A 22,585-nucleotide genomic window follows, 5' to 3' on the forward strand; every position below is an offset into this window, starting at 1 on the left:
TTTTGCTCTGCCTGCTCCGGGGGACATATCATTTTGTGTCGTCTTTCAGAAAAAGCTCACCTGACTGCTTTCCGGCAGGTCGCCCAGAGCGCCCACCTGACGCAGGCGGTCCAGAATGCTGCTGCCGACGCCGGACGCCTGTTGCAGCTCCTCCACCGAGATATACTCTTCACCGTGGATGGTGGCACGTTCCAGCGCTTCGGCGGCGGCACCGCCCAGACCCTTCAGTGCACAGAAGGGCAGGCGCACCTTGCCGTCCTCCACCACATACTTGGAGCCGCGGCTCTTGCCCAGCTCAATGGGCAAAAACTCGTAGCCGCGCACCAGCATCTCGTTGACGAGCTGCAGGCTGACCAGCACATCCTCGTCCTTGGCGTTCTTCTCTTCCTTCAGGCGGCGCTTGACTTCCTCCATGTGGGCACGGGCCACTGCCGCACCGCCCACAGCAGCCTCGTAGTCGATATCATCGCCGCGCACGGTAAAGTACACGGCATAGAACTCCGGCGGGCGGTAGATCTTGAACCACATCAGGCGGATGGCCGACATCAGGTAGGCCACAGCATGGGCCTTGGGGAACATATACTTGATCTTGCGGCAGCTCTCGATGTACCAGTCCGGCACCTCGTGCTCCCGCATGGCTTCCTCCCAGCCATCCTTGAAGCCGCCCTTGGCTACCTTGCCCTTACGCACAGCCTCCATGATATCAAAGGCCATCTTGGGCTCCAGACCCTTGCGCAGCAGGTACAGCATGATGCTGTCACGGCAGCCAATGACCTCCGCAATGGTGCAGGTGCCGCTGCGGATCAGCTCGTCCGCGTTGCCGGTCCACACATCGGTGCCGTGGGACAGGCCCGAGATCTGGATCAGTTCGGAAAAGTTCTTGGGGCGTGCCTCCACCAGCATACCGCGCACGAAGTTGGTACCCATTTCCGGGATGCCGAAGGTGCCGGTCTGGCTGTCGATCTGTTCCGGGGTCACGCCCAACGCTTCCGGGCTGGTCAGCAGGCTGTACACCTTGGGGTCGTTCATGGGGATGCTGTCGATGGGGATACCGGTGTACTCCTCAAAATACTTGTAGAAGGTGGGCATATCGTGGCCCAGCTCGTCCAGCTTGAGCAGGGTGTCGTGCAGATACTTGAACTCGAAGTGTGTGGTCAACAGGCCGCCCGCCACGTCGTCCGCCGGATGCTGGATAGGGCAGAAATCGTAGATCTCGTAGGTGTCTGGCACAACGACCATGCCGCCGGGGTGCTGGCCCGTGGTGCGCTTGACGCCGGTGCAGCCCAGAGTCAGGCGGTTCTCCTCGGCGTGGTTCACCGTGCGGCCGCGCTCGTCCAGATACTTTTTCACATAGCCGTAGGCGGTCTTGTCCTGAATACCGGATACGGTGCCTGCCTTGAACACATTGGCCTTGCCGAACAGCTCCTCGGTGTAGCGGTGCACGTTGGACTGGTACTCGCCGGAAAAGTTCAGGTCGATATCCGGCTCCTTGTCGCCGTAGAAGCCGAGGAAGGTCTCGAAGGGGATGTCGTGGCCGTCCACCAGCATCCGGGTGCCGCAGTTAGGGCAGTTTTTATCCGGCAGGTCAAAGCCGTCATCCACGCTGCCATCGGTGATGAACTCGCTGTGCTTGCACTTGGGGCAGCGATAGTGGGGCGGCAGGCTGTTCACCTCCGAGATGCCGGAGAAGTGGGCCACGGCCGATGAGCCGACCGAACCACGGCTGCCCACCTGATAGCCGCCCGCGTTGGAGTAGGCCACCAGCTTGACCGCAATGACGTACAGCACGGCGTAGCCATGGCCGCAGATGGAGTCCAGTTCCTTCTGCAGCCGCTTTTCCACGATCTCGGGCAGGGGATCACCGTAATCACGCTTGGCGTGTTCCCACGTAGCATCGCGCAGCTGCTGCTCTGCGCCCTCGATACTGGGCGGGTAGGTGCCGCGCGGGATGGCACGTACATTGTTGTCGATCATCGCCGCGATCTTGCGGGGGTTCTTCACCACCACCTCGTAGGCTTTTTCCTTGGGCAGGTAGTAGAACTGTGCCAGCATATCCTGCGTGGTGCGGAAGAACAGGGGCGGCTGGTTGTCCGCATCCTTGAAGCCGTTGCCCGCCTGCAGCACGGCACGGTACGCCGCATCCTCCGGCTCAGTAAAGTGCACGTCGCCAGTGGCAATGACCGGCTTGTGCAGATCTTCGCCCAGCTTGATGACCGTGCGGTTGAAGTTTTTGATGTCCTCTTCGCTGTCCACCTTGCCATCCCGCACCATGTAGGCGTTGTTGCCCAGCGGCTGGATCTCAAGGATGTCGTAGTAGGCGGCGATCTTTTTCAGTTCCTCGTAGCTGGTGCCATCCACGATGGCCCGGTACAGCTCGCCGGCTTCGCAGGCGGAAGTGAGCAGCAGGCCGTCCCGGTATTTGTTCAAAAGGCTCCGGGGCACCCGGGGCTTTTTGAAAAAGTAGTTCACATGGGCTTCGCTGACGATCTTGTACAGATTTTTCAGGCCCATCTGGTTCTTGACCAGAATGATGAGGTGGTAATACTTCTTTTTCAGCACCTCGCGGTTGCCGCCAAGGCCGGTGTTGATCTCACTGACCTTTGCTACCTGTTTTTCTTCCAGATCCTTCAGCATGACACCAAAGATACGGCCCAGCGCGGCAGAGTCCTCACAGGCACGGTGGGCCTCGTAGGCAGGCAGCTCCAGATGCTTGTTGATGGTGCCCTGCTTGTAATTGTGCAGGCCGGGGTACATGGCCTGCGCCATGGTCAGGGTGTCGATATAGGTCGGCTCCAGCCTGATGCCGCTGCGCTTGGCGGCGGCGCGCAGGAAACGCATATCAAAGGCGTGGACGTTGTGGCCCACAAGGATGCGGTCTCCCGCAAATTTGAGGAAGGCTTCCAGCGCTTCCTTTTCGCCGGGAGCATCCGCCACCATTTCGTTGGTGATGCCGGTCAGCTCGGTGATCTTGGGGGTGATGGGCTTGCCGGGCTTGACAAAGGTGTCAAATTCCTCCACCACCTCGCCGTTTTTCACGATGACGGCACCGATCTCGGTCATATACTCCACGCCCGGGTCAAGGCCGGTGGTCTCGGTATCAAAGACACAGAACTCCCCGTCCAGCGGCTGATCCTTCACGCCGTACACGCAGGGGATCATGTCGTCCACAAAGTAGGCTTCGCATCCATAGATCAACTTGAAATCCGGATCGGATTTATGGATATCGTCCGCTGCCAGCATGGCTTCCGGATAGCCCTGACACACACCGTGGTCGGTGATGGCAATGGCCGGATGCCCCATGCGGTGGGCCAGCTTGACGATGCCGCCGGGGTCGCAGAAGCCATCCATGCTGGAAAGCTTGGTGTGCAGATGCAGCTCCACCCGCTTCTCCGGTGCGGTATCCTCCCGCTTTTTGCGCTCCACGATGAGCACATCGTAGGGGTAGACGATATAATCGTGTTCGTACTTGTCGTAGGAGCAGTCGCCGCGCACGATGAGGGTGGTGCCTTTGCCAAGGCTCTCCCACTTGGAGCAGTCCTCACCTTCCTGCGCGCGGATCTTCAGGTTGATGGAACCCTGATAATCGGTGATGGATACGGTATAAATTTTGCGGAAGTTTCCCTTGACCTCCGAGAAGAACACATCGCCCCAGATCGTGCACTTGCCGCCCTCGCCGCCAAGGTCTTTCAGCGGGGTGAGGTTCTTGGGGGTGAACATCTTGCCGTGGAAAATGGTGACGGGCTTATCGGTCAGGTCCAGACCATCCACCTTGATGGACGGTGCTGTGTTCTTTTTCTCAAACTTGACCACCGGTGGCGCGATCTTGCGCTCCAGCTTTTCTTCCATCTGGTGCTGCTCGGCTTCGCTTACAGCGCTTTGCAGCGTTACCTGCGGCGTTACCCCGGTGTGGGCCGCAATGCGCTCTGCCAGCAGCTTTTCAAAGTGCATTTCCTGCAAAAACTTGGTGCCATGGCATACGCCGATGGTGATCTTCTGTCCGATGATGTTGATCTTGCACCGGTCCAGAAAGCCGTTGATGGGCACGCCGTCCCGCTTCATCTCTTCCATCAGATCGCGCAGGGCCGCTTCGTCCAGCATGGCATAGCCAAACAGGTTCTGGATGCGCAGCTCAAAGCCCTCATAATCCGGCTGCAGGGATGCCAGCAGCCGGGCACAGAGATCTTTGTCCAGCGGCGCACCGCTGCGCAGGGTAAAGATGACCTGCCGCTCCTGCCGCAGCATCTGCGCATGCTCCACAATGACCTGCCCGAAGCAGGCCGCAAATGCCGGGTCCACCATGAACTGCGGCCACAGGTTGGATACGAGTGGTGTCACAAATGGTACTCCTTTTTATACAGCACAAACTGCCGCACCCGCTTTTTGCAGGTGTGGCAGCAAAAATGTGGTTTTATTTCTTTGCAAGTTCCTCTGTTCTGAAAATCTGGTAGCCCTCATAATGATAGCTTGCATCAATACCCTTCATATACACCTGACGGTCATTGATCTGTTCCGTCAGTGCTTTATGCAGCAGTACCTTGATTTCCAAATCTTTCACCGGACTGCGCTCCATGGCCATCAGATAGTCGCTTTTATCCACGCGGCTCCAATCCACCACCTGATGCAGTTCTTTTTTCAGGATGCAGTCCAGCCAGATACGGGTACTGCGGCCATTGCCTTCCCGGAAAGGGTGCGCCACGTTCATTTCCACATATTTTTCAATAATTTCATCAAACGTGGACTGCGGCATCCGGTCAATGCTTTCCAGTGCCGGGCGCAGATACATAACCGGTGCAAAGCGGAAATTTCCCTTTGCGATGTTTACGGTGCGCATCTGACCGGCAAATTCATAGATATCTTCAAACAGATATTTATGGATCATTGCAAGGCCTGCAAATGTTCCTACCGGAAAAGTATCCAGCAAACCCGTATCATACAGAGCCAGCGCCTTTTGTTTGCTGATCCTTTCCTCTTCACGGGCAAGCTCCAGTTCATCGGTCAGGCCCAGTTTATTTTGCAGTGCCATATCATTCTCCCACTTTACAGTTTATAGATCTCATCCATGAACTGATCCAGGATGTTGTCTCCGGTCAGCTTTTTGATGGGCTTGCCGTGGATGAACAGCACCGCCTCGCCCTTGCCGCCGGCAATGCCGATGTCTGCTTCGCGGGCTTCACCGGGGCCGTTGACCACGCAGCCCATCACGGCCACCTTGATGGATTTTTTGCAGCCCTGCAGCCGCTTTTCCACCTCATTGGCGATCTCGGTGCAGGGATACTGGGTGCGGCCGCAGGTGGGGCAGGTGATGACCTCCGGGCCTGCTACCGGGAAGCCCACGGCGCGCAGGATGTTGTAGCCCGCTTCCACTTCCTTTTCCGGCTCTGCGGCCAGCGAGACGCGGATGGTATCGCCAATGCCTTCCAGCAGCATTCCGCCGATGCCCATGCCGCTTTTCAGCAGACCCATCTGGTAGGTACCCGCCTCGGTAACACCCACATGGAGCGGGTAATCCGTGACAGCGCTGAGCTGGCGGTAGGCCTCCATCATGCGGGGCACATTGGAGTTCTTGATGGAAATGACGATGTTGTTGAAATCGAATTTTTCCAGCAGGCGCACATGGTACAGTGCACTCTCCACCATGGCCTCCGGCGTGGGTGCGCCATATTTTGCAAGGATGTGCTTTTCCAGACTGCCGCCATTCACGCCGATGCGGATGGGAATGTTCTTGCGCTGACAGGCATCCACCACAGCCTTCACCCGGTCATCGTCGCCGATGTTGCCGGGGTTGATGCGGATCTTATCCACGCCTACATCTGCGCAGGCCAGAGCCGCCTTGTAGTCAAAATGGATGTCTGCCACAATGGGGATGTTCACCGCATTCTTGACGGCTTCGATGCACTTTGCATCCGCCGGGCTGGGGCAGGTCACGCGCAGGATCTGACAGCCAGCAGCTTCGCACCGCTTTGCCTGCGCCACATTGCCCTCAATATCCTCCACCGGCACGTTGAGCATCGTCTGCACCGCAACCGGATTTTTGCCGCCGATGGTCACATTGCCGATCTTCACTTCCCGTTTTAACTGCCGCATAAAGCTTCCCTTTCTGTTTTTGCTCACATTACACCGGTCACAAGCCGGATGATATCATTATAGGTTGCAAAGAGCATCAGGCCAAACAGCAGTGCAAAGGCCGCAATGGTCAGTGTGCCCTGCAGCTTTTCCGGCACTGCATGGCCGGTAATGCCCTCAATGATCAAAAATACCACCTTGCCGCCATCCAGTGCCGGGAAGGGCAGCAGATTGAACACGCCCAGATTGATGGTGATGAGGGCCAGCAGCTCCAGCAGATCCTGCCAGCCGTAGCTTGCCGCCTGACCGATCGCTGTCACGATACCCACCGGGCCGGACAGATTGTTGATGCTCTCGCGTCCGCGCACAAGGTCTGCCAGCGAGGTAAACACGATGCGTCCGTAGTACAGGGTGCTGTTCCATGCTTCTTTTAACACATTGAGCGGTGTTTTTTTGATGCCGTACACCGTAAAGCCAAGGGTCATATGGGTCTGGCCGTCCTCATCCTGCCAGGTGTCGAACTGCACGTCCGGCAGTTCCACCTTCTGGCCGTCCCGCTTCACGGTGAACCGGGCGCGGTACTGTTCGGTGCGCACCAGCTCATAAAGGATGTCATTGGCCACAAAGCAGCGTCTGCCGTTCACGGCAACGATCTCATCGCCCGCCTGCAGGCCGGTCTGACCGCAGAGGGCGCTGCCCTCAATGGAGTAGATGACCCTGCTGGTGATGGGGCCTTCCTGCGCTGCCACAAGAATGACCAGCACCACAAAGCCCAGCACAAAATTCATGAAGGCACCTGCCGCCATCACCAAGGCACGCTGCCATACCGGGGCATCGTTCAAAGGGATGCCGGTGCGCTGCTCCGGCGGGATGGGGCTTGCGGTCTCTGCTTCCCGCTCGTCACGGGCTGCTTCGGCCTGCTGGCTCTCGGGGCTTTCCTCGCCCTCCAGCGCCACATAGCCGCCTACCGGCAATGCACGCAGACTGTACTGAGTGCCCTTATAGATCTTCTTCCACAGAGCCGGACCCATGCCGATGGAAAACTCGTTGACCTGAATGCCGCAGAGCTTTGCCACCGCAAAGTGCCCGAATTCGTGTATGGCGATCACCGCGCTGAACACGATCAGTGCGGCGATCAGGGTAATGAAAATTGACATTGCGTCTCCTAAAGCTGAAAAGTCGGAACCCCTCTCAGTCAGGGCTGCCGCCCTGCCAGCTCCCCCGAAGGGGGAGCTTTTGCACATCTGGCCTTACGCTTTTTGAAAGCTCTCCCTTCGGGAGAGCTGCCGAACGCAGTGAGGCTGAGAGGGTTTTTATAAGTGCGCTCTTACAAATTCCCGTGCCATACGGTCACACTCGTACACATCGCTGAGGGTATAGTCCCCGCCAAAGCTGTCGCTGTCCACGACTGCCTCCACCAGACGGCCAATGTCGAGGAAACCGATCTTGTCCTCAAGGAAGAGCCTGACGGCTTCCTCGTTGGCACCGTTGGCGGCGCAGGGGCCCAGGCCGCCCTTCCGGATGGCCTTTTTGCAGGCGGCAAGACACCGGAAGGTCTCGTCGTCCGCCACATCAAAGGTGAGCACCTTCAGCGCGGCAAAGTCCAGCTCCGGCACGACGCCCGGCACCCGCTTGGGGTAGGTGAGGGCGTACTGGATGGGAATGCGCATGTCCGGAACGCCCAGCTGTGCGATCACTGAGTTGTCGCTGAACTGCACCGCCGAGTGCACGATGCTCTGGCGCTGGACAACGATCTGAATCTTTTCCGGCGGCAGGCCGAACAGCCACACGGCCTCGATCAGCTCCAGACCCTTGTTCATCAGGGTGGCAGAGTCAATGGTGATCTTTGCACCCATGTTCCAGTTGGGGTGCTTGAGGGCGTCAGCTCTGGTCTTGCCGCGCAGCTCCTCGGTCTTCATCCCGAAGAAGGGCCCGCCGGAAGCCGTGAGCAGGATCTTGGTCAGGCTGGGGGCGCTCTCCTTATCCTGCAGGCACTGGAAAATGGCAGAGTGCTCGCTGTCCACCGGCAGCAGCTTTACACCATGCTTTGCCACGGCCTGTGTGACCAGATGACCGCCGGTGACAAGGCTCTCCTTGTTGGCAAGAGCTAGATCATGGCCGCTTTCAATGGCGCACAGGCTGGCACCCAGACCCGCAATGCCCACCACGCTGTTCAGCACCACATCGGTGCCGTCCAGTGCGGCCAACTGCTTGAGCCCCTCCGGCCCTATCAGCAGCCGGGGCGCATCTGCACGACCGGAAAGCTCTGCATCCAGTCTGCGGGCTGCATCCGGATCGGTCATGCAGACATAACGCGGATGGAACTCCTCGATCTGCTGCAGAATTTTATCCACATGGCTGTGGGCGGAAAGGCCGAACACCTCGTACCCCTGAGCCCGGATCACATCCAGACTCTGGGTGCCGATAGAGCCGGTAGAACCCAGCAGCGTGATTCTTTTCGACATCACACATTCCTCCCTTAATAGTAGAACACCGCTGTAATGACCATGGTCACAAAGGGCGCAATGAACATCACACTGTCAAAACGATCCAGAATGCCGCCGTGGCCCGGGAAGATGGTGCCGTAATCCTTGATACCGCACTGGCGCTTGACCACACTGGCAAACAGGTCGCCATAAATGCCCAGCACCGCGGCCACGCAGCCCAGCAGCGCAATGATCACATACATGGATACGCCAATGTTGGAGCGGGTGAAGGCTTCCATCCGGTTTGCTGCCACCGAGTACACCAGCGTGATGATCACACCAAACACCATGGTGCCCAGAACGCCGCCAATGGCACCCTCCACGGTCTTTTTGGGGCTGACCACCGGGCAGAGCTTATGTTTGCCAAAGGCACGGCCTGCAAAGTAGGCACAGGTATCGCCGCCCCAGGCAAAGCAGAGGATGAGCAGGATAAAGAACACCGCATCGTAGCCGTACTGCTCCACCGGCAGCAGTTCCTTGAGCCGGATAAAGGAATAGAAGCAGAAGATCACGATGCCGGAGAACATCAGCAGGCCGCTGGCCTTCTGATAGCTGATGGTGCCGTTGCGCACCACCAGATAGATGGCGTAAAACGTGACCAGCAGAAAGGACATCGGCATCACCAGCCGCCGCATGACCTGATAGTTGCTCGTCATGACCAGCAGTGTATACGGCACCAGCACCGCATACATCAGCCAGTCCTTCTTTTCAAAGCCGAGGGCACTGTAGATCTCGTGAATGGCGATCAGCGTAATGGCCGCGATGACCAGATTAAAGATCAGAGTGTTGAAGGTGAACATCACGCCGATCAGTACGATGATGCCCACGATCGCAGTAATAACACGTGTTTTCATAGATTGGATCTCCTTTTCACCGGTCGGGCGCCGCACCCCTCTGGATTAAGTTTGGCTCCGGCGAAGCCGCCGGGCCGTCCGGTCCCTGCACCGCGTGCAGGAGGTCTTGGGTTTACAGTCCGCCAAACCGGCGGGAACGATGGTTGAATTCCTCAATGGCGGCGTCCAGATCGCTGCGGGTGAAATCTGGCCACAGAACGTCCATTTCCACCAGTTCGGAATAGGCTGCCTGCCACAGCATGAAATTGGAGAGCCGCTTCTCTCCGCTGGGGCGCAGGATAAAGTCCGGGTCCTTCTGGCCTTCGGTATACATCGCGTCGCTGAGCATCTGCTCGGTGATCTCTTCCGGACGGATCTCACCGGCCGCTGCCCTTGCAGCCAGACGCTGCGCAGCGCGCACGATCTCCGGGCGGCCGCCGTAGTTGATGGCGATGTTCAGAGTCATGCCGGTCTTGACCGAGGAATCTGCTTCCAGCTGATCCATCAGCGCCTGCAGCTTCGGGTCCAGTACGGTGCGGTCACCCATGAATTTGATGCGGATGTTGCGGTTCTTATAGTCAAAGCCTTTCAGCAGATATTCGCCGAACAGCCGCATAATGGCGTTGACTTCTTCCAGCGGGCGCTTCCAGTTCTCGGTGGAAAACGCATAGAAGTACACCGACGAAACGCCCAGTTCGTCACAGTAGTCGGCAATATCGCTGAAGACCTCTGCGCCTTTTTTGTGGCCCGCAGTACGGGGCAGGCCCCGGTTTTTTGCCCAGCGGCCATTGCCATCCATAATGATGCCGATGGAAAGCCCCTCGGCAAACTCTTTCGGATGCTCCATTCCTTCCTCCCGGCGGTCAGACCGCCTCCAACAAAAGTGCCGCGCACCACAGAAGCATAACTCCTCACCAGCGCACGGCACCTTGCGTTCTTTTTGACTTTATGCAGCCGATCAGACGGACATGATCTCCTTCTGCTTCTCTTCCACTGCAGCATCAATGTTCTTGATATACTTGTCGGTCAGCTTCTGGACATCCTCTTCCATGGTCTTCTGGCTGTCCTCGGTCAGCTCGCCGGCCTTCTTCATTGCCTTGGCCTTGTCCATTGCCTCGCGGCGGATGTTGCGCACGGCGACCTTTGCATCCTCACCCAGTTTGGAGACCTCCTTGGCCAGCTGCTTGCGGCGCTCCTCGGTGGGAGCGGGGAAGTTCAGCCGGATGGTAGAGCCGTCATCGATGGGGGTGATGCCCACATCGCTTGCCATGATGGCCTTGCTGATGGGGCGCAGCAGGGTGCGGTCCCAGGGAGTGATGGTCAGGGTGCGTGCCTCGGCAACAGCCACAGATGCCACCTGCTGGATGGGCGTGGGGGCACCGTAGTAGTCCACGCTGACCTTATCCAGCACAGCGGGGTTTGCGCGGCCTGCGCGCACAGCGGCCAGTTCGCGGCTGAGATGCTCGACCGAGCTCTTCATCTTTTCTTCGTAAACCTTGGTGTTGCTGCTCATTGTGGTAGTCTCCTGTTCCTTTTTATCTCAGGGCGGTGCGCAGAGCACCTGCCCTATAATGTATGTCTGCTGCGGGCTTCTCAGCCCTCGTAAACCAGCGTGCCCACATTCTCGCCCTGCACGGCACGGGCAATGTTGTCCGGGTCGGCCAGATCAAACACGAGGATGGGCAGCTTATTGTCGCGGCACAGGGTCGCTGCAGTGCCGTCCATGACAGCCAGCTGATCCTCCAGCACCTTGGTAAAGGTAAGGGTATCGTACTTCTTTGCATCCGGGTACTTGTGGGGGTCCTTATCGTAGACGCCATCCACCATGGTAGCCTTGAACATTACATCCGCGCTCACTTCCACAGCGCGCAGAGCGGTAGCCGTGTCGGTAGAGAAGAACGGGTTACCGGTGCCGCCGCCGAACACGGCGATCTTGCCCTCGTCCATGGCGCGCAGGGCTTCCTTGCGCGTAAAGGGCTGTGCCACCTGCGGCATGGTGATGGAGGTGAACACCTCGGTGGGGACACCCAGCTGCTCCAGCTTGTCGGAGACAGCCAGTGCATTCATCACCGTTGCCAGCATGCCGATCTTATCGGCCAGAGTGCGCTCCATTTTGCCGCTGGAACGGCCGCGCCAGAAGTTGCCGCCGCCAACCACGATGCCGATCTGCACGCCCAGCTCGTGTGCTTTCTTCACGCCGCCGCAGATCGCGTCCATGGTGGGTTCGTCAAAACCCATGCCCTTTTCGCCGCCCAGTGCTTCGCCGCTGATCTTCAGAAGGATACGCTGATATTTCAATGCCATAATCCAAACACCACCTGTTTATATTCCGTCGGGTCTATGCCCGGCATTGTTATTCAAGTATATTTTACAATAAAACCTGAATAAAGTAAACAGGAAATCTGCGCGGAAATCCGGAAGCTTTTATGAATGGCTGCGCAGACCGCGCAGCAGCTGCTTCATTCCGGGCGGAATGCGGCGGCTTTCCATCGCTTTCTGGATGGTTTTGTTGTGGGTCCACAGATCCAGCCGCTTTTCTGTGAGCCACGGCAGCGCGGCATCCGGCTGCTTTGCCAGTGCTGTGGCAAAATACCATGCCCGCATCATATTGATATAGTATTCCGTGCTGCGCACATCGGCCACCCATTCCAGATATTCCGGCCGGAATGCATCATCCAGATAATAGCGCATCAGCATCTCCATGCCATAGCGCACGGTATATGCCTCACCCGAATCCAGCCAGCGGCGAATGGGCACCAGCAGCTCCGTCTTGTGCTTCGCAAACACTTTGGGGCAGAAGCAGTCGCAGGTGGCCCAGTTGTTGATGTAGGGCAGGAACGCTTCCGTTTCAGCCAGCGCCCTGTCGTAGTCCCGGATGAGCTCGATCAGGAACGCGTGGAGGTTGTTCTCTTCGTAGTATCCATGCGGCAGGGCCTGTAAAAACACCTCTGCCTGCGCTGTGCCCGCGAGCTGTTTTGCCAGCCTGCGCAGAGCCGGAACGCGCACGCCAATCACCGTTTCCGGCGGCACGGTGGGCATCAACGCACTGTGAAAGGTGCGGTATGCTTCATCCCGCAGGGTAAACAGCTGCGCACGAATGATCTCTGCTTCCGGCTCCATCCTCTCTCCCTCCGTTCTTTTCTATTGTAGCAGAGCCGTATGGAAAAGCAAGGCCGTTCCGGCATTCTTTTCCGGTGCTTTAAGGAACATACAAAAATTGGGCTGGACATTTGCGCCGGAACATGCTATAATATCGTTCGTAAATGCGGGCATCGTACATCGGCTAGTATATCAGCCTTCCAAGCTGAGGAGGTGGGTTCGATTCCCATTGCCCGCTCCACCATTTTTAGACGCTGGTTCGTAAAGAATCAGCGTCTTTTGTTATACTCTGACCCAGTTTTTGACCCAGTTTTATATTTTGAGGTTCCGAAAGCGCTTCTGAAATACGCAAAGAAAAAAGGCTTCCTCTGGCCGTTTCTGGTCAAAGGAAGCCTTTCTCATGCTATGGATTCAGGAAAGTTTTTGTTGCAGCCATTTTCGTGAGGTCCCGAAAATGGTCAATGTTTTCGTGGGGTCACGCAAACATCACATATAGGTCACATATAGGTCTTCTGGCTGCGCACCTGCGCTTCGATCATAGGCTTCAGGTAGCTGTCGAGGTCGCCAAAGGTCTCCTTGATGAACTTGATGGTCTCCTGCGTCAGGGCTTTCTTCGCAGCGGCCAGTGCGCGGCTGTAGGCGATGCGCTGGGCAGCCTCGTCGAACTTGTCCTGTTCCTTCAGGGCATCAACGTAGGTCTGGTTGACATACTGGACAGCGTTGAACACCGCGTTGGCGGCATTCTGGAGACAGGTCTGCGCAAACTTGTTGTTGATGTAGCCGTTTGCAATGCTGACACCTTTGTTCAGGCCCCAGCCGAAAATGACGGTCATTGCGGGGATGCAGGCAGTGAGTGCGACTTTCAGGAATTCATTCATAAGAGCTTATCCTTTCTGCTCGGTTTCCGAGCGCTGCTTTAAAATGTCCACAGCCTTGGTGATCGCTGCCGGGATCGGCAGTCCCATCAAGCCCGCGTTTTCAATGATGGAAATGGTCTCGTTACAGATAAAGCCGATCACAACGGCATCCCGCACAAAGGTGGAACCCATCACGGCATCCAGTCTGCAGGCTACCAGCACGATCAGCAGTGTTTCGCCCTTGCGGCACAGGCCCTTCCAGCCTGCGCGGCTTTCCAGCGTGCCGCTTTTGGTCTTGGGGCTTGCATGGAACACTCCTGCCACGATCAGCCCGGTGATGTAGTCGATGGCCATAAAGATGATGAGCGTCTGCAGCGCTGCGTCCCACCCGCCAAACAGGCTGGCAAACGCAGCGCCCAACGCACCCACCGCCATGCAGAAATAATCTTTCAAAAAGTCACCCCCCCTCACAGCGTCCACCGGCTCTTGTTCGGGCGGGTGTCCACGTGCACCCAGCCCTTTGCACGGCCTGCCTTGACCGGGTAGCGGCCCACGCCGCCCCAGCCGGGCATCAGGCTCTCGGCGTAGGCGGCAACGGCCAGTGGGTCGGTGTCCTGCACCTGAATGTCAGCGGCCCGGCCCAGCAGGTGTTGGCTGGATCTGGAGCCGCCCACCCTCGTGTTGTGACTGGCGGTGCGGTAGCCGCTGGTGATGGTCACAGGCTTGCCGAAGTGCTCCCGGATGCACTGCAGCAGCACCACAAGGCCCTCGTCAATGAGGATGGTGTCGGTGCCGTCGCGGCAGCGGAACTCCCGCACGCGAAATGCGGGGGAGAGCTGCTTTGCGCCGTCCTTCTTCAGGCTGTACTGTTTGATCGCCATATGTATCACGTCCTTTCACGGGGTCAGGCACTGGTCTTTTTGTTCAGCATTTCGGTCAGTTCTGCGTACTGTTCATCGGTCAGCTTGTTGGCGGCGTAGAAGATATCGATCTTCTCCGCCAGACCATCGGTACCGCCGCGCTCGATCATGCGCTTGCAGGTGCGATACAGAACCATTTCCGTTGCTTTGCTCATTGCCTTTTCCTCCTATCAGGTGTTCTCGGTGTCATCCGTATCGGAGACATTCAACTCCAGAAGGGTCAGGCGATAAGCCTGATCCAAGTTCATCTCGTCGGCGTCGGCCTGTGCGGACTGCAACTCGGTCATGTGCGCATTCCATTCGCTCGGAGTCATGTACTTGTAGCAGTTGACTTTAATAGATTCGCCTTTGCTGTATTGCTTGGCTACTATCGTACCGTCGGTCTTAAATGACAGGCCATTCTTATACGCATAGGATTGCCCCCGATTGATAGGGATTCTCCCGTGCGTCTGCTACAGTGTTTGCTGAAAAAGTAATAAAATCAGTGCCGTCAGGCACGGGGTCCGATGTAGTACCATTCCACTCCGAGATATAAACGACAATTGTACCGATTAAGCACGGGAATGCGGCAGAAACCTCGTACCGGAAACCGAGAACGTTTGACATTGCAAAATAGTACCCGCTGGTGATAGTCACAGTCAGCGTGCCATCTGCCCCAAATTTAATCTTGTCGGTTTTGCCATCATATGTAGCATACGCACTGCCTCCGCGCGCTACAACAGCGCATGTGTTGTCTATGGTGGTGCAGTCAGAGTTTGTAAGAACGACATAATCAACATCATCCGGGATAGTCATGCTTTTTGCAACTCTCTGGCAATATACCTGCCTCGACGTTAGCGAGCCGATATTGTTTAGCTGCTCCTGCAGCTTTGCGTGCTCTGCATCGGCCTCTGCTTTGGTGTAAAAGCTCCTGCTGTCCACCTCGGCCTGCAGGCTGTCCAGCATGGCCTTTACCTGCGCCTGCAGCTGTGCGGTGGGGATCCCCGTCACGCCGTCCCGCATGACGCCGCAGACGGCCTCGTCCGCGCGGGTGTCGGTGATGTCGGCGGCGGTGACAGCGGTGGAGCCTGCGGGGCGTCTGATCTCGGCAAGGCAGAGGTCATAGACCAGCTCGGTGCGTGAAATTTCCGGGGCCGCAGGGGCAGCGGAGTCCGGGGTGCCGTCCAGCACCTGCAGGCTGGTCTTTTTGGCGGCGGCGTCGTAGCGCAGCACGATGCGGTCAATGCGGCTGCGCACAGGGTCCGCTTCGGTGAGCACCACGGTGGTGGGCTGCTCCATGATGATGCTGCGGCCCTTGAACCGCGCCGGGCGCACCCATGCCTGACCGGCGCTCACCTGTACGCTCAGGCCGCCCTGTGCCGTGACGGAGAAATCCTCCTCGGCGCTGTATACGCCGCTCAGGCGGGTGGCGAGGAAGCCCGAAGCGTCGTCGGCGTCGTAGGTGATGCCGTTTTCGGGGTAAGTAATGATATCAGCCATAAGTCCTCCTAAGTCTTGTGCCATGTGGGCGTGCCCAGCCGGATGGTGCGGGTGGTGCCGCTGTCCTCGCTCTGGGTGATGATGTCGGCTACCCGCACCATGGCGGTGTAGCCCAGCTGGGGCAGGCTGGCACTCAGCACATCGCCCACCTGCAGGGTGTCGTCGTTCACGTCAAACTCGATGGACCCGGTGCGCAGCTGGCTCAGCAGCTTTTCGCCGCCCCGGTCAGCCAGCTTTTCCAGATAGCTCTGGCTGGTGCTGGTCTCGCCGTCCTCCGGCTGCACGTCCCGGGCGTCGATGTACATTTCCCGCCGATCGGAGCCGGTGGCGTCCACGTCACCCACCCAGACGGTGGCCCGCTTATCGCCCTCGCCTGCGCCCTGCACAAGGGCCACGTTGGCGTAATCGGTGTCGGCAAAGCTCCACCCGGAATTTAGCAGATTGCCCCACTGGGGGCTATATCTGCGGTTCGGGTCGAGGGTGGGCCGGAAGCACTCGAAGAGCAGCTTTTTCTTGCTGCCCTTGCCGTCCAGCACGATGCGGAACCCCAGATCACAGGCCTGCCCGATGGTCTGGCAGTAGTCGAACACCGTGCCGCCGGAGGTCTGCTTGGCAAAGACCGTGTCAAAGCCGTACTCGGTGCCCAGCTCAAGGCGGGGCCACGGTTTGGCGGCGCTCACAAGGCTGCGCATGGCGGCTTCCGCTGGTTGGTTCTTGATGCTCACTGCAGACACCCGCTTGGTCAGCAGCCATGTCGCCGGGTAGCCGCTCACGACCAAATTCGCGTCCTCGTTCTGGTTGGTGCGGGAGCAGATGCGCATGGGGATGCGGGGGTTCTCGTCGCTGCGCACCAGCCACCGGCCTTCCCGCAGAAGTCGCAAATTTTCTTCGGTGGGCCGCACCTCAAGGGTAAAACTGCCCTCGGAGTAATAGGGGCTGTCCCAGTAGAGGGAGTGCCATACTTTTACATAACCCACGCGGGCAAGGGTGTCTGCGTCCAAAACGTCTATTCTCATAGCGGTTCGGGCAGGATGCCCGCCTCCATCGGGTAAAAGCTCACGGATGCCTGCAGGTAGCCGGAGCCGTTCTCGGCCTGCATACTCAGCACGTTATCGCCGGGCTGCAATTCGGTGAGGGTGCTGTCCTCGTCCAGCTTTGCAAAGATATTCTCGGTCACGCCTGCCCGGGTCAGGGTGCAGGCCAGCCGGTCAGAGGTGCTGCGGTAGATCTCCAGCGTCTCGTCCGGCTGCAGGGTAAGGTCAAAGCCGATGAAGGCCCCGGTCTGCAGGTCCACCACCTTGGGATGTGTCACCGGCATGTCGCACCGCAAGGTGGCCGTGAAGGGCACCGGCAGGCTGCCCTCGTTGCGCAGCACTGCCGCCGTGCCGTCCCGCTTGATGCCGTAGATGTGGCTGTCGTAGCACACCGGGAAGCGGAAGGCGGGCTCGTACCCGCCCAGCACGCTGCTGACGGCGTTGAGGTCGTACCAATAGGGTTTCTCGCTGTAGAGCATCAGCTCACAGCGCGGGTCCGGCGTGTAGCTGGAAAAATAGGGCAGCTTTTGCAGCACGAAGCGGGTGAAATAGTGGTCGCCAAAATAGAGGGTGCCTTTGGTGAAGTAGGGCAGCTTTTTGGTAAAAGCTCTTGCACGGGTCAACGCATCCCTGCCCCAGAACACGACCGACAGGGTGCGGGACACGCCGGAGACGCTCTGCCCCTCCACGGTGTCGCCCACCTGATTGACACCCTGCGCGGTCTGCAGATCCACGTCGATGCCGTTCAGCGGGTCGAGAAAGTAAGGGGCGTCGTAGTCCCAGCCCAGATGCAGGACGGCACCGGCGTCGGTGACTATTTCGAGGTGATCCTTAAAAAGCACGGTGTCCTCCTTTCATCGTTTGCGGGCCTTGGCCTTGTCGGCCTCCCAGCGGGCTTCCCGCTGCTGTGCGGCGGCGGTGTCGTGGCCATTGTAGAAGTTCTGGGTGATATTGGTGTCGCCCTCCCGGTGGTAGCTGCGGGCGGCGGACACCACCTGTGCGGTGCCGGAAGCGGCCACGGTGGAGCCGAGGCGCATGTTGTCGGAAAGCACCAGCGCTCCCGCCTGCCGGATCATATCGGCAAGGGCAGAGTTTGTCTTTTCCAGCGCCTTGGTGTTGGCGTTGATGGCATCTTCCAGACTGCCGGTGCCGGTGGTGATATCCACGCTGCCCATGCCGCCGGAGCCGGACGAACCGCCGCCAGAGGAACCGCCGCCGGACGAGCCTTTCTTGCTGAAAGAGCCGCCGAGGGCGGCGACGATGCCTGCGATCGCGGCCACCAGCGCGATGCCCGCTGCGATCATCAGCAGGCCCTTCGGGGTCCCGAACCCGGTCGGCAACAGCGCCATGCCGATGGATTGCAGCATCGCCACAAACGCACCGCCAATGGCACCGATCAGGCCGCCCAGCGCAGCAAGGATCTCCGGGAATGCAGAGATCAGACCGCCTTGCAGGCCCTTGCTGATGGCGAGAGCCACCGCACTCAGCGGCCCCTGCAGGCCCTGAAAGACCGACACGAGGGTGGAGCCGAGGCCCTGCGCCTGCTGCCAGACCTCAGAGAAGCCGCCGGTCAGGCCGTTCACGATCTGGCCGCCAAGGTCGATGGCTCCCTGCACCAGCTGGTCGCGGGCACCGCCCAGCGCTTTGTTGAGCTTAGTCACGATGCCGAGGGCGAAGGACTGCACCTGCTGCTTCTGGTCGGCGGTCAGGCCGCTGTAAATGGTGCTTGCGACCCACTTGCCGACGGAGAGCCAGTCCTGATTCTTGACGGCGGTGTACAGGTCATCGAAGGTGCCCAGCACGCCGGTGTTGGCGCTGTCCTGCAGCTCCTTCCACAGGCCGTCAAAGGTGTCTGCGCTGGACTTTTTGATCTGCTCGGCCACATGCACGGTGCCGTCTGCGGCGATGGTCTTGACCCGCTCGATGGTCACGAGGGCACCGTCCACCACGTCGTCGTAGGTCTCGGTGATGACCTGCTTCTGGGTCTCGGTGCCGTCGGTCAGTGTCTCGGTGATGGTCTGGGTGGTGGTCTTGACCCCGTCTGCCAGCGTCTCGAAGGTGGAGGTGACCGTCTTGGCGGTCTCCCGCACTGTCTCCATGGTCTGCTTGACGGTCTTGGTGCCGTTTGCCGCCACTTCCGTGATGGTCTTGACATCTTTCAGCACGCCGTCCACCATCTGCCGGGAAGTCTCGGTGATGACCTGCTTTTGCTGTGTCTTGCCGTTGGAGAGCGTTTCGGTGATGTTTTCGGTGGTGCGGGTGATCTTGCCGTCGATTTCGGTCGTGGTGTCCGAGATGGACTTGACCACTTCGGCGGTGGATTTTTTGGCGCTTTTCGATGCTTTTTTGCCGGACTTGTCGATGGCAGCAGCGGCGTTGTTTGCCGACTGAGTAATCGATGCTGCCGTCTCCTTACCGGCCTTTTTGGCTTCTTCCTGACGTTCGGTCCAGCTCTTATTGCTGATGCCTTTCCCGGCCAGCGCGTCGGCGTGCCGCTGGTCGCGGTTCATTGCCCCGGCGCTCGTCGAGCCGGAAGAGGTAGAGCCAGAGGTGCTCTGGGTGATGCCGTTGACGGCGGCATTGCTGGCCGTGCCCACCAGATTTGCAATCAGGCCGCTGACCCACGAGGTCAGCCGGTTCCACATCGACGCGATGCCGTTGATGATGCCCTGAACGATGTTCTCTCCGATATGGCCCCACTCGTCCATGCTGCCGTCCCAGACGCCCACCAGCTTTGCCACGCAGGCGAGGGCGGCTTCGGCCAGATTTTCAATGCTGTAGAGGATACCGTCCACAAGGGTGGTCAGCATAGCCGCGCCGCACTCGAGGATCTTCGGCAGGTTGGAAATCAGCGCGGCGGCAAACTTGGCAATCGCCGCGCCTGCGGACTCGATCAGTGCAGGGAGATTGTCGGTGATACCAATGATGAGGCTCTCGATCAATCTGCAGGCCGGCGGTCATCATCTCGTCTGTGTGGTCACCGAGGTAGCCGATAAATCCGGCGATGATCTCGGCGGCGCTGGCGATCAGGTCCGGGATGTTGTCAACAAGGCCCTGTGCCAGCGCGCCCAGCACTTCAGCAGCCGTGTCCAGCATGGCCGGTGTAGCTTCCACGATGTCCTCAGCCAGCTGGGTGATCGATCTCCACGCCGGTGTTCATCAGGCCGGGCAGCTGCTCGGTAATGCCTGCCGCCAGATCGGAGAGAATCTGGCCTGCAGCCTGAAGCATGGCTTCGGGTCCGCCATCAGACAGGGCGGTGGTCAGCTGGGTGAGGCAGTCTGTGCCCCACTGAGTGGCATCGCTCAGAGAGGATTCCAGCGAGTCATACAGGGTGATGCCGAAGTTCTGGGCAGCCGTCTGCATGGTCTCCACCTTGTGCTGAAAGGTGTCGGTCATGGTCTCGTAGGCGGTCTCGGTAGCGCCTGCGCTGTTCTGCATCTGGCTGAGCACATCGTTGAAATGTTCAGCGCCGCCGGATGCCAGCGACAATGCACCGGTGCCTGCTTCCACACTCGACCACAGACCTGCAAAGGCAGTGCTGCTGCCGCCGACGCTCTGATACAAAATCTGCAGAACATCGCCTAGGCTCTTGCCCTCAGCATTCAGCTGAGCAAAGCTCTTGCCGGTCTGTTTCTGCAAAATTTTGCCGACAGTAGAACCGGCATCGCCAAGTTCGTTGAGCATGGACTTGGTGTAGGTGGTGGCTTCTGCCGTGGCAATACCATTTGCGGTCATGACGGCCAGACCACTGGACAGATTTTCGACGGTCACGCCATACGCTGCAGCCAGAGGAATGACCTTGCCCATGCTGGACGAAAGCTCATCCACGCTGGTTTTGCCCAGATTCTGGGTGGTCAGCAGCACATCCGATACATGGATGGCCTGATCTGCACTCAGTCCATAGGCATTCAGCGCGGTGGTCAGGATATCGACTGCCGAACTGCTGGAAGTGAAGCCAGCAGCAGCCAGCTTGGAAGCCTGTCCGGCAAAAGCTACGGCGTTTGCCGTATCCTGTCCGGCACTGATGGCCTGATAGGCTGCTTCGGCAATGTCTGCAGCGGCAACGCCCATGCTGCCGGATGTATCAAGCGAATCTGCTTGTTCAGATCGCCCACGGAGACCTTGCTCGTGTCGGCGATGGTGCCGACCTTGGCAAGGGCTGTCTCGAACGATGAACCAATATCGACCGAGGAAGTCACCAGCTCGGCCATTTTGCTGCTGGCCGATTTTACAAAGTCAGCGATCAGATTACCAGCAGCCACCGTCATGCTGGAAATGCCATTGGTAAAACCGCTGGTATCCAGTTTGGTGTTGCCGGTAACGTCAAAATCAAATGCCACTGTGTCCACCTCTCTCCATTCCAAAAGAGCGCGGGCACAAGGGCACAGGCTGTTATAACTTGATCTCTACCTCCCGCTTACAGGCGGGATTTTTGCATTTTACCCACAGGCCATGGGCGGATGCGGCATTTTCTGCCCACACCGGCAGCGCCCGCCCGCAGTATGGGCAGGGCACCGGGGCGCGGCTAGTGCCGGAACCGCGCAAGGAACGCAGCATCATGCTCTTCGACGGACACGACACGGGCGGCACCCCCTCTCAGCTCAGCAGGCAGGGCAAAGCGCTCCTGCAAGTCGGCATAGTGGGCACGCATACTGCCCTCGTACTCGGACAGGTCCATGGTGCGCCAGCTCATGATCTTGGCCATGAGGGTCTCCTCCGGCAGGGCCGCGAACAGCGCCCGGAACCGGAACCAGCGCACCCGCTCCCGGGTCAGGTCGATGCCGTAGGCCTGCTGGAACGCCGCCACGATGTAACCGGCATCACACTGGTAGTCGAAGGCAAGACCGGAAGAGGGCGCGGTACTGCTTTCAGCTGCGGCGCTTTCGGCTGCTTTTTCGCCCGCCTTATAAAACTCGATCATGTACCCGTAGGCGTCGATCAATTCTTCTGAGGGTCGTTCAGAAAACAGTGTGGGTCTTTGTAAAAACGCCAGAGGGCGCTGACCGCAAAACCGAGGGGGTCATCTCCTGTCTGGCCGCGCACATAGGCGTTCACCAGCCAGACCATGGGCCGGAAATCCGGGATCAATCTCGTGTCCGTGCCACCGGGTGGGCAACTCGTCCAGCAGCAGGTCAGACATGGCGCTCGGATGCCAGCTGCAGAGCGTACTCTGCCAGCTGCTGCATGGCATCGGGGTCGTCCCGCAGGGCATTCACAGCCTGCCGGGCATCGATCAGCTGGTCGGTCTTGCGGCGGGTCTCGGCTTCCGTGTCCGGCCAGAAAGTGTTGGTCTGGGTGATAGGCTGCTGCGCCGGGCGGCTTGCCACCTGCGGGTGGAAACCCTCGCTGCGGGACACGGGTTTCTGCTTGCGCTGCTGCTGCTTTGCCGCTGCGCGCCGCTGCTCGCGGTTCATGGGCATTGCAGCCGCCTGCTTTACGGTGGCCTGTTCTGCGGCGATGGCTTCCTTGATGGCGTTCGTCACACGGACACAGGCACCAAAGCTGTTTCCGTCAAGACCCAGACGTTCAGATGCACCCTCGCCCAGCAGCTCGTCGAAGTAGCCCATCATAAGGCGGCACTGGCCGCGCAGGATGTCGGCGGTGCCCGTATGCGAGCGCTTGCTCTCGCGGTCAGAAGCCGCCTGCATGTGCTGCTGTGCCGCGTCCATACGGTCGAGGTCGTTGGCGTTCAGCGCCGAAAATTCAAATTCCTGTCCACAAATAACCATGTTCTGGCTCCTTTCTTGGGCCGTGCCCGGTTCTGCCCCGGAGGAATAAGCTTTGTTCACGGCATAAAAAATCCCCGTTCCGGT

General features: G+C 58.9%; 23 protein-coding genes and 1 tRNA gene. 1 reads left to right on the forward strand and 23 read right to left on the reverse strand.

What is annotated here, in order from left to right; translation table 11 throughout:
- Window positions 1-45: 45 nt before the first annotated feature.
- From ACKXF9_RS15135 to ACKXF9_RS15180, 10 genes are all read right to left on the reverse strand, one after another.
- The gene (locus tag ACKXF9_RS15135) at window positions 46-4,299 is read right to left on the reverse strand and encodes a PolC-type DNA polymerase III (protein ID WP_418266693.1); all 4,254 of its coding nucleotides are present in this window, start codon (window positions 4,297-4,299) and stop codon (window positions 46-48) included.
- 109 nt (window positions 4,300-4,408) lie between these two features.
- On the reverse strand, window positions 4,409-5,023 hold the full coding sequence (gene fic / locus ACKXF9_RS15140) for a protein adenylyltransferase Fic (protein ID WP_348583219.1): 615 nt from the start codon (window positions 5,021-5,023) through the stop codon (window positions 4,409-4,411).
- A gap of 14 nt (window positions 5,024-5,037) precedes the next feature.
- Window positions 5,038-6,111: a flavodoxin-dependent (E)-4-hydroxy-3-methylbut-2-enyl-diphosphate synthase gene (ispG, locus tag ACKXF9_RS15145; RefSeq protein WP_275541415.1), complete on the reverse strand. Its 1,074-nt coding sequence runs from the start codon at window positions 6,109-6,111 to the stop codon at window positions 5,038-5,040.
- Window positions 6,108-7,220 (reverse strand): M50 family metallopeptidase, encoded by a 1,113-nt coding sequence (locus ACKXF9_RS15150; protein WP_418266671.1) that lies wholly within the window; start codon window positions 7,218-7,220, stop codon window positions 6,108-6,110. The genes ispG and ACKXF9_RS15150 overlap by 4 nt, the downstream gene beginning before the upstream one ends.
- A 156-nt stretch (window positions 7,221-7,376) precedes the next feature.
- Complete coding sequence (gene dxr / locus ACKXF9_RS15155; RefSeq protein ID WP_418266672.1) at window positions 7,377-8,528, reverse strand: 1-deoxy-D-xylulose-5-phosphate reductoisomerase; 1,152 nt, start codon at window positions 8,526-8,528, stop codon at window positions 7,377-7,379.
- 14 nt (window positions 8,529-8,542) lie between these two features.
- On the reverse strand, window positions 8,543-9,403 hold the full coding sequence (locus ACKXF9_RS15160; protein WP_249236927.1) for a phosphatidate cytidylyltransferase: 861 nt from the start codon (window positions 9,401-9,403) through the stop codon (window positions 8,543-8,545).
- Between the two features lie 112 nt (window positions 9,404-9,515).
- Entirely contained in the window at window positions 9,516-10,229 is a 714-nt protein-coding gene (gene uppS, locus ACKXF9_RS15165) for a polyprenyl diphosphate synthase (protein ID WP_339395133.1), read from the reverse strand.
- Window positions 10,230-10,340: 111 nt separating this feature from the next.
- On the reverse strand, window positions 10,341-10,895 hold the full coding sequence (frr, locus tag ACKXF9_RS15170; RefSeq protein ID WP_249236924.1) for a ribosome recycling factor: 555 nt from the start codon (window positions 10,893-10,895) through the stop codon (window positions 10,341-10,343).
- An 80-nt stretch (window positions 10,896-10,975) separates the two neighbouring features.
- Entirely contained in the window at window positions 10,976-11,686 is a 711-nt protein-coding gene (pyrH, locus tag ACKXF9_RS15175; RefSeq protein ID WP_249236923.1) for a UMP kinase, read from the reverse strand.
- 120 nt (window positions 11,687-11,806) lie between these two features.
- Window positions 11,807-12,502, reverse strand: a complete 696-nt coding sequence (locus tag ACKXF9_RS15180) for a DNA alkylation repair protein (protein WP_418266673.1) — start codon at window positions 12,500-12,502, stop codon at window positions 11,807-11,809.
- A 145-nt stretch (window positions 12,503-12,647) separates the two neighbouring features.
- On the opposite strand from ACKXF9_RS15180, the gene ACKXF9_RS15185 reads away from it, so the two are divergent.
- Window positions 12,648-12,722 (forward strand) — tRNA-Gly (locus ACKXF9_RS15185).
- Between the two features lie 256 nt (window positions 12,723-12,978).
- Here the strand turns inward: ACKXF9_RS15185 and ACKXF9_RS15190 are convergent.
- The 13 genes from ACKXF9_RS15190 to ACKXF9_RS15250 all read right to left on the reverse strand — a co-directional run bounded on the left by ACKXF9_RS15190 (window position 12,979) and on the right by ACKXF9_RS15250 (window position 22,501).
- Entirely contained in the window at window positions 12,979-13,359 is a 381-nt protein-coding gene (locus tag ACKXF9_RS15190) for a hypothetical protein (protein ID WP_418266674.1), read from the reverse strand.
- Window positions 13,360-13,365: 6 nt separating this feature from the next.
- Window positions 13,366-13,791, reverse strand: a complete 426-nt coding sequence (locus ACKXF9_RS15195) for a phage holin family protein (RefSeq protein ID WP_242959314.1) — start codon at window positions 13,789-13,791, stop codon at window positions 13,366-13,368.
- Window positions 13,792-13,805: 14 nt separating this feature from the next.
- Window positions 13,806-14,219, reverse strand: a complete 414-nt coding sequence (locus tag ACKXF9_RS15200) for a YcbK family protein (protein WP_418266675.1) — start codon at window positions 14,217-14,219, stop codon at window positions 13,806-13,808.
- 23 nt (window positions 14,220-14,242) lie between these two features.
- The gene (locus ACKXF9_RS15205; RefSeq protein WP_418266676.1) at window positions 14,243-14,413 is read right to left on the reverse strand and encodes a hypothetical protein; all 171 of its coding nucleotides are present in this window, start codon (window positions 14,411-14,413) and stop codon (window positions 14,243-14,245) included.
- Window positions 14,414-14,660: 247 nt separating this feature from the next.
- Entirely contained in the window at window positions 14,661-15,737 is a 1,077-nt protein-coding gene (locus ACKXF9_RS15210; protein ID WP_418266677.1) for a hypothetical protein, read from the reverse strand.
- Window positions 15,738-15,745: 8 nt separating this feature from the next.
- Window positions 15,746-16,738 carry a siphovirus ReqiPepy6 Gp37-like family protein gene (locus ACKXF9_RS15215; protein WP_418266678.1) on the reverse strand — a complete coding sequence of 331 codons (993 nt, stop codon included), beginning with the start codon at window positions 16,736-16,738 and terminating at the stop codon, window positions 15,746-15,748.
- Window positions 16,739-16,749: 11 nt separating this feature from the next.
- On the reverse strand, window positions 16,750-17,613 hold the full coding sequence (locus ACKXF9_RS15220; protein ID WP_418266679.1) for a phage distal tail protein: 864 nt from the start codon (window positions 17,611-17,613) through the stop codon (window positions 16,750-16,752).
- 12 nt (window positions 17,614-17,625) lie between these two features.
- Window positions 17,626-19,713, reverse strand: coding sequence for a hypothetical protein (locus ACKXF9_RS15225; RefSeq protein WP_418266680.1), 2,088 nt, complete (start codon window positions 19,711-19,713; stop codon window positions 17,626-17,628).
- 179 nt (window positions 19,714-19,892) lie between these two features.
- Window positions 19,893-20,843, reverse strand: a complete 951-nt coding sequence (locus tag ACKXF9_RS15230; protein WP_418266681.1) for a phage tail tape measure protein — start codon at window positions 20,841-20,843, stop codon at window positions 19,893-19,895.
- Window positions 20,765-21,136, reverse strand: coding sequence for a hypothetical protein (locus ACKXF9_RS15235; RefSeq protein WP_418266682.1), 372 nt, complete (start codon window positions 21,134-21,136; stop codon window positions 20,765-20,767). Before ACKXF9_RS15235 ends, ACKXF9_RS15230 begins: the two co-directional genes overlap by 79 nt.
- A gap of 161 nt (window positions 21,137-21,297) precedes the next feature.
- A complete protein-coding gene (locus ACKXF9_RS15240) occupies window positions 21,298-21,714 on the reverse strand; it encodes a Gp15 family bacteriophage protein (RefSeq protein ID WP_418266683.1) in 417 nt (138 codons plus the stop codon).
- Window positions 21,711-21,860, reverse strand: a complete 150-nt coding sequence (locus ACKXF9_RS15245) for a hypothetical protein (RefSeq protein WP_418266684.1) — start codon at window positions 21,858-21,860, stop codon at window positions 21,711-21,713. Before ACKXF9_RS15245 ends, ACKXF9_RS15240 begins: the two co-directional genes overlap by 4 nt.
- A gap of 44 nt (window positions 21,861-21,904) precedes the next feature.
- A complete protein-coding gene (locus tag ACKXF9_RS15250) occupies window positions 21,905-22,501 on the reverse strand; it encodes a hypothetical protein (protein ID WP_418266685.1) in 597 nt (198 codons plus the stop codon).
- Between the last annotated feature and the right edge of the window lie 84 nt (window positions 22,502-22,585).

It is taken from the genome of Faecalibacterium sp. 9 (assembly GCF_048320955.1).
Lineage (GTDB): Bacteria > Bacillota > Clostridia > Oscillospirales > Ruminococcaceae > Faecalibacterium > Faecalibacterium wellingii.

Bases quoted from the DNA above. Each gene is read 5' to 3' on its own strand.
- ACKXF9_RS15135 (WP_418266693.1), bottom strand. From the start codon at position 4,299: ATGGTGGACCCGGCATTTGCGGCCTGCTTCGGGCAGGTCATTGTGGAG.
- fic (WP_348583219.1), bottom strand. From the start codon at position 5,023: ATGGCACTGCAAAATAAACTGGGCCTGACCGATGAACTGGAGCTTGCC.
- ACKXF9_RS15150 (WP_418266671.1), bottom strand. From the start codon at position 7,220: ATGTCAATTTTCATTACCCTGATCGCCGCACTGATCGTGTTCAGCGCG.
- dxr (WP_418266672.1), bottom strand. From the start codon at position 8,528: ATGTCGAAAAGAATCACGCTGCTGGGTTCTACCGGCTCTATCGGCACC.
- ACKXF9_RS15160 (WP_249236927.1), bottom strand. From the start codon at position 9,403: ATGAAAACACGTGTTATTACTGCGATCGTGGGCATCATCGTACTGATC.
- uppS (WP_339395133.1), bottom strand. From the start codon at position 10,229: ATGGAGCATCCGAAAGAGTTTGCCGAGGGGCTTTCCATCGGCATCATT.
- frr (WP_249236924.1), bottom strand. From the start codon at position 10,895: ATGAGCAGCAACACCAAGGTTTACGAAGAAAAGATGAAGAGCTCGGTC.
- pyrH (WP_249236923.1), bottom strand. From the start codon at position 11,686: ATGGCATTGAAATATCAGCGTATCCTTCTGAAGATCAGCGGCGAAGCA.
- ACKXF9_RS15180 (WP_418266673.1), bottom strand. From the start codon at position 12,502: ATGGAGCCGGAAGCAGAGATCATTCGTGCGCAGCTGTTTACCCTGCGG.
- ACKXF9_RS15190 (WP_418266674.1), bottom strand. From the start codon at position 13,359: ATGAATGAATTCCTGAAAGTCGCACTCACTGCCTGCATCCCCGCAATG.
- ACKXF9_RS15200 (WP_418266675.1), bottom strand. From the start codon at position 14,219: ATGGCGATCAAACAGTACAGCCTGAAGAAGGACGGCGCAAAGCAGCTC.
- ACKXF9_RS15205 (WP_418266676.1), bottom strand. From the start codon at position 14,413: ATGAGCAAAGCAACGGAAATGGTTCTGTATCGCACCTGCAAGCGCATG.
- ACKXF9_RS15210 (WP_418266677.1), bottom strand. From the start codon at position 15,737: ATGGCTGATATCATTACTTACCCCGAAAACGGCATCACCTACGACGCC.
- ACKXF9_RS15230 (WP_418266681.1), bottom strand. From the start codon at position 20,843: ATGGGCGTTGCCGCTGCAGACATTGCCGAAGCAGCCTATCAGGCCATC.
- ACKXF9_RS15250 (WP_418266685.1), bottom strand. From the start codon at position 22,501: ATGGTTATTTGTGGACAGGAATTTGAATTTTCGGCGCTGAACGCCAAC.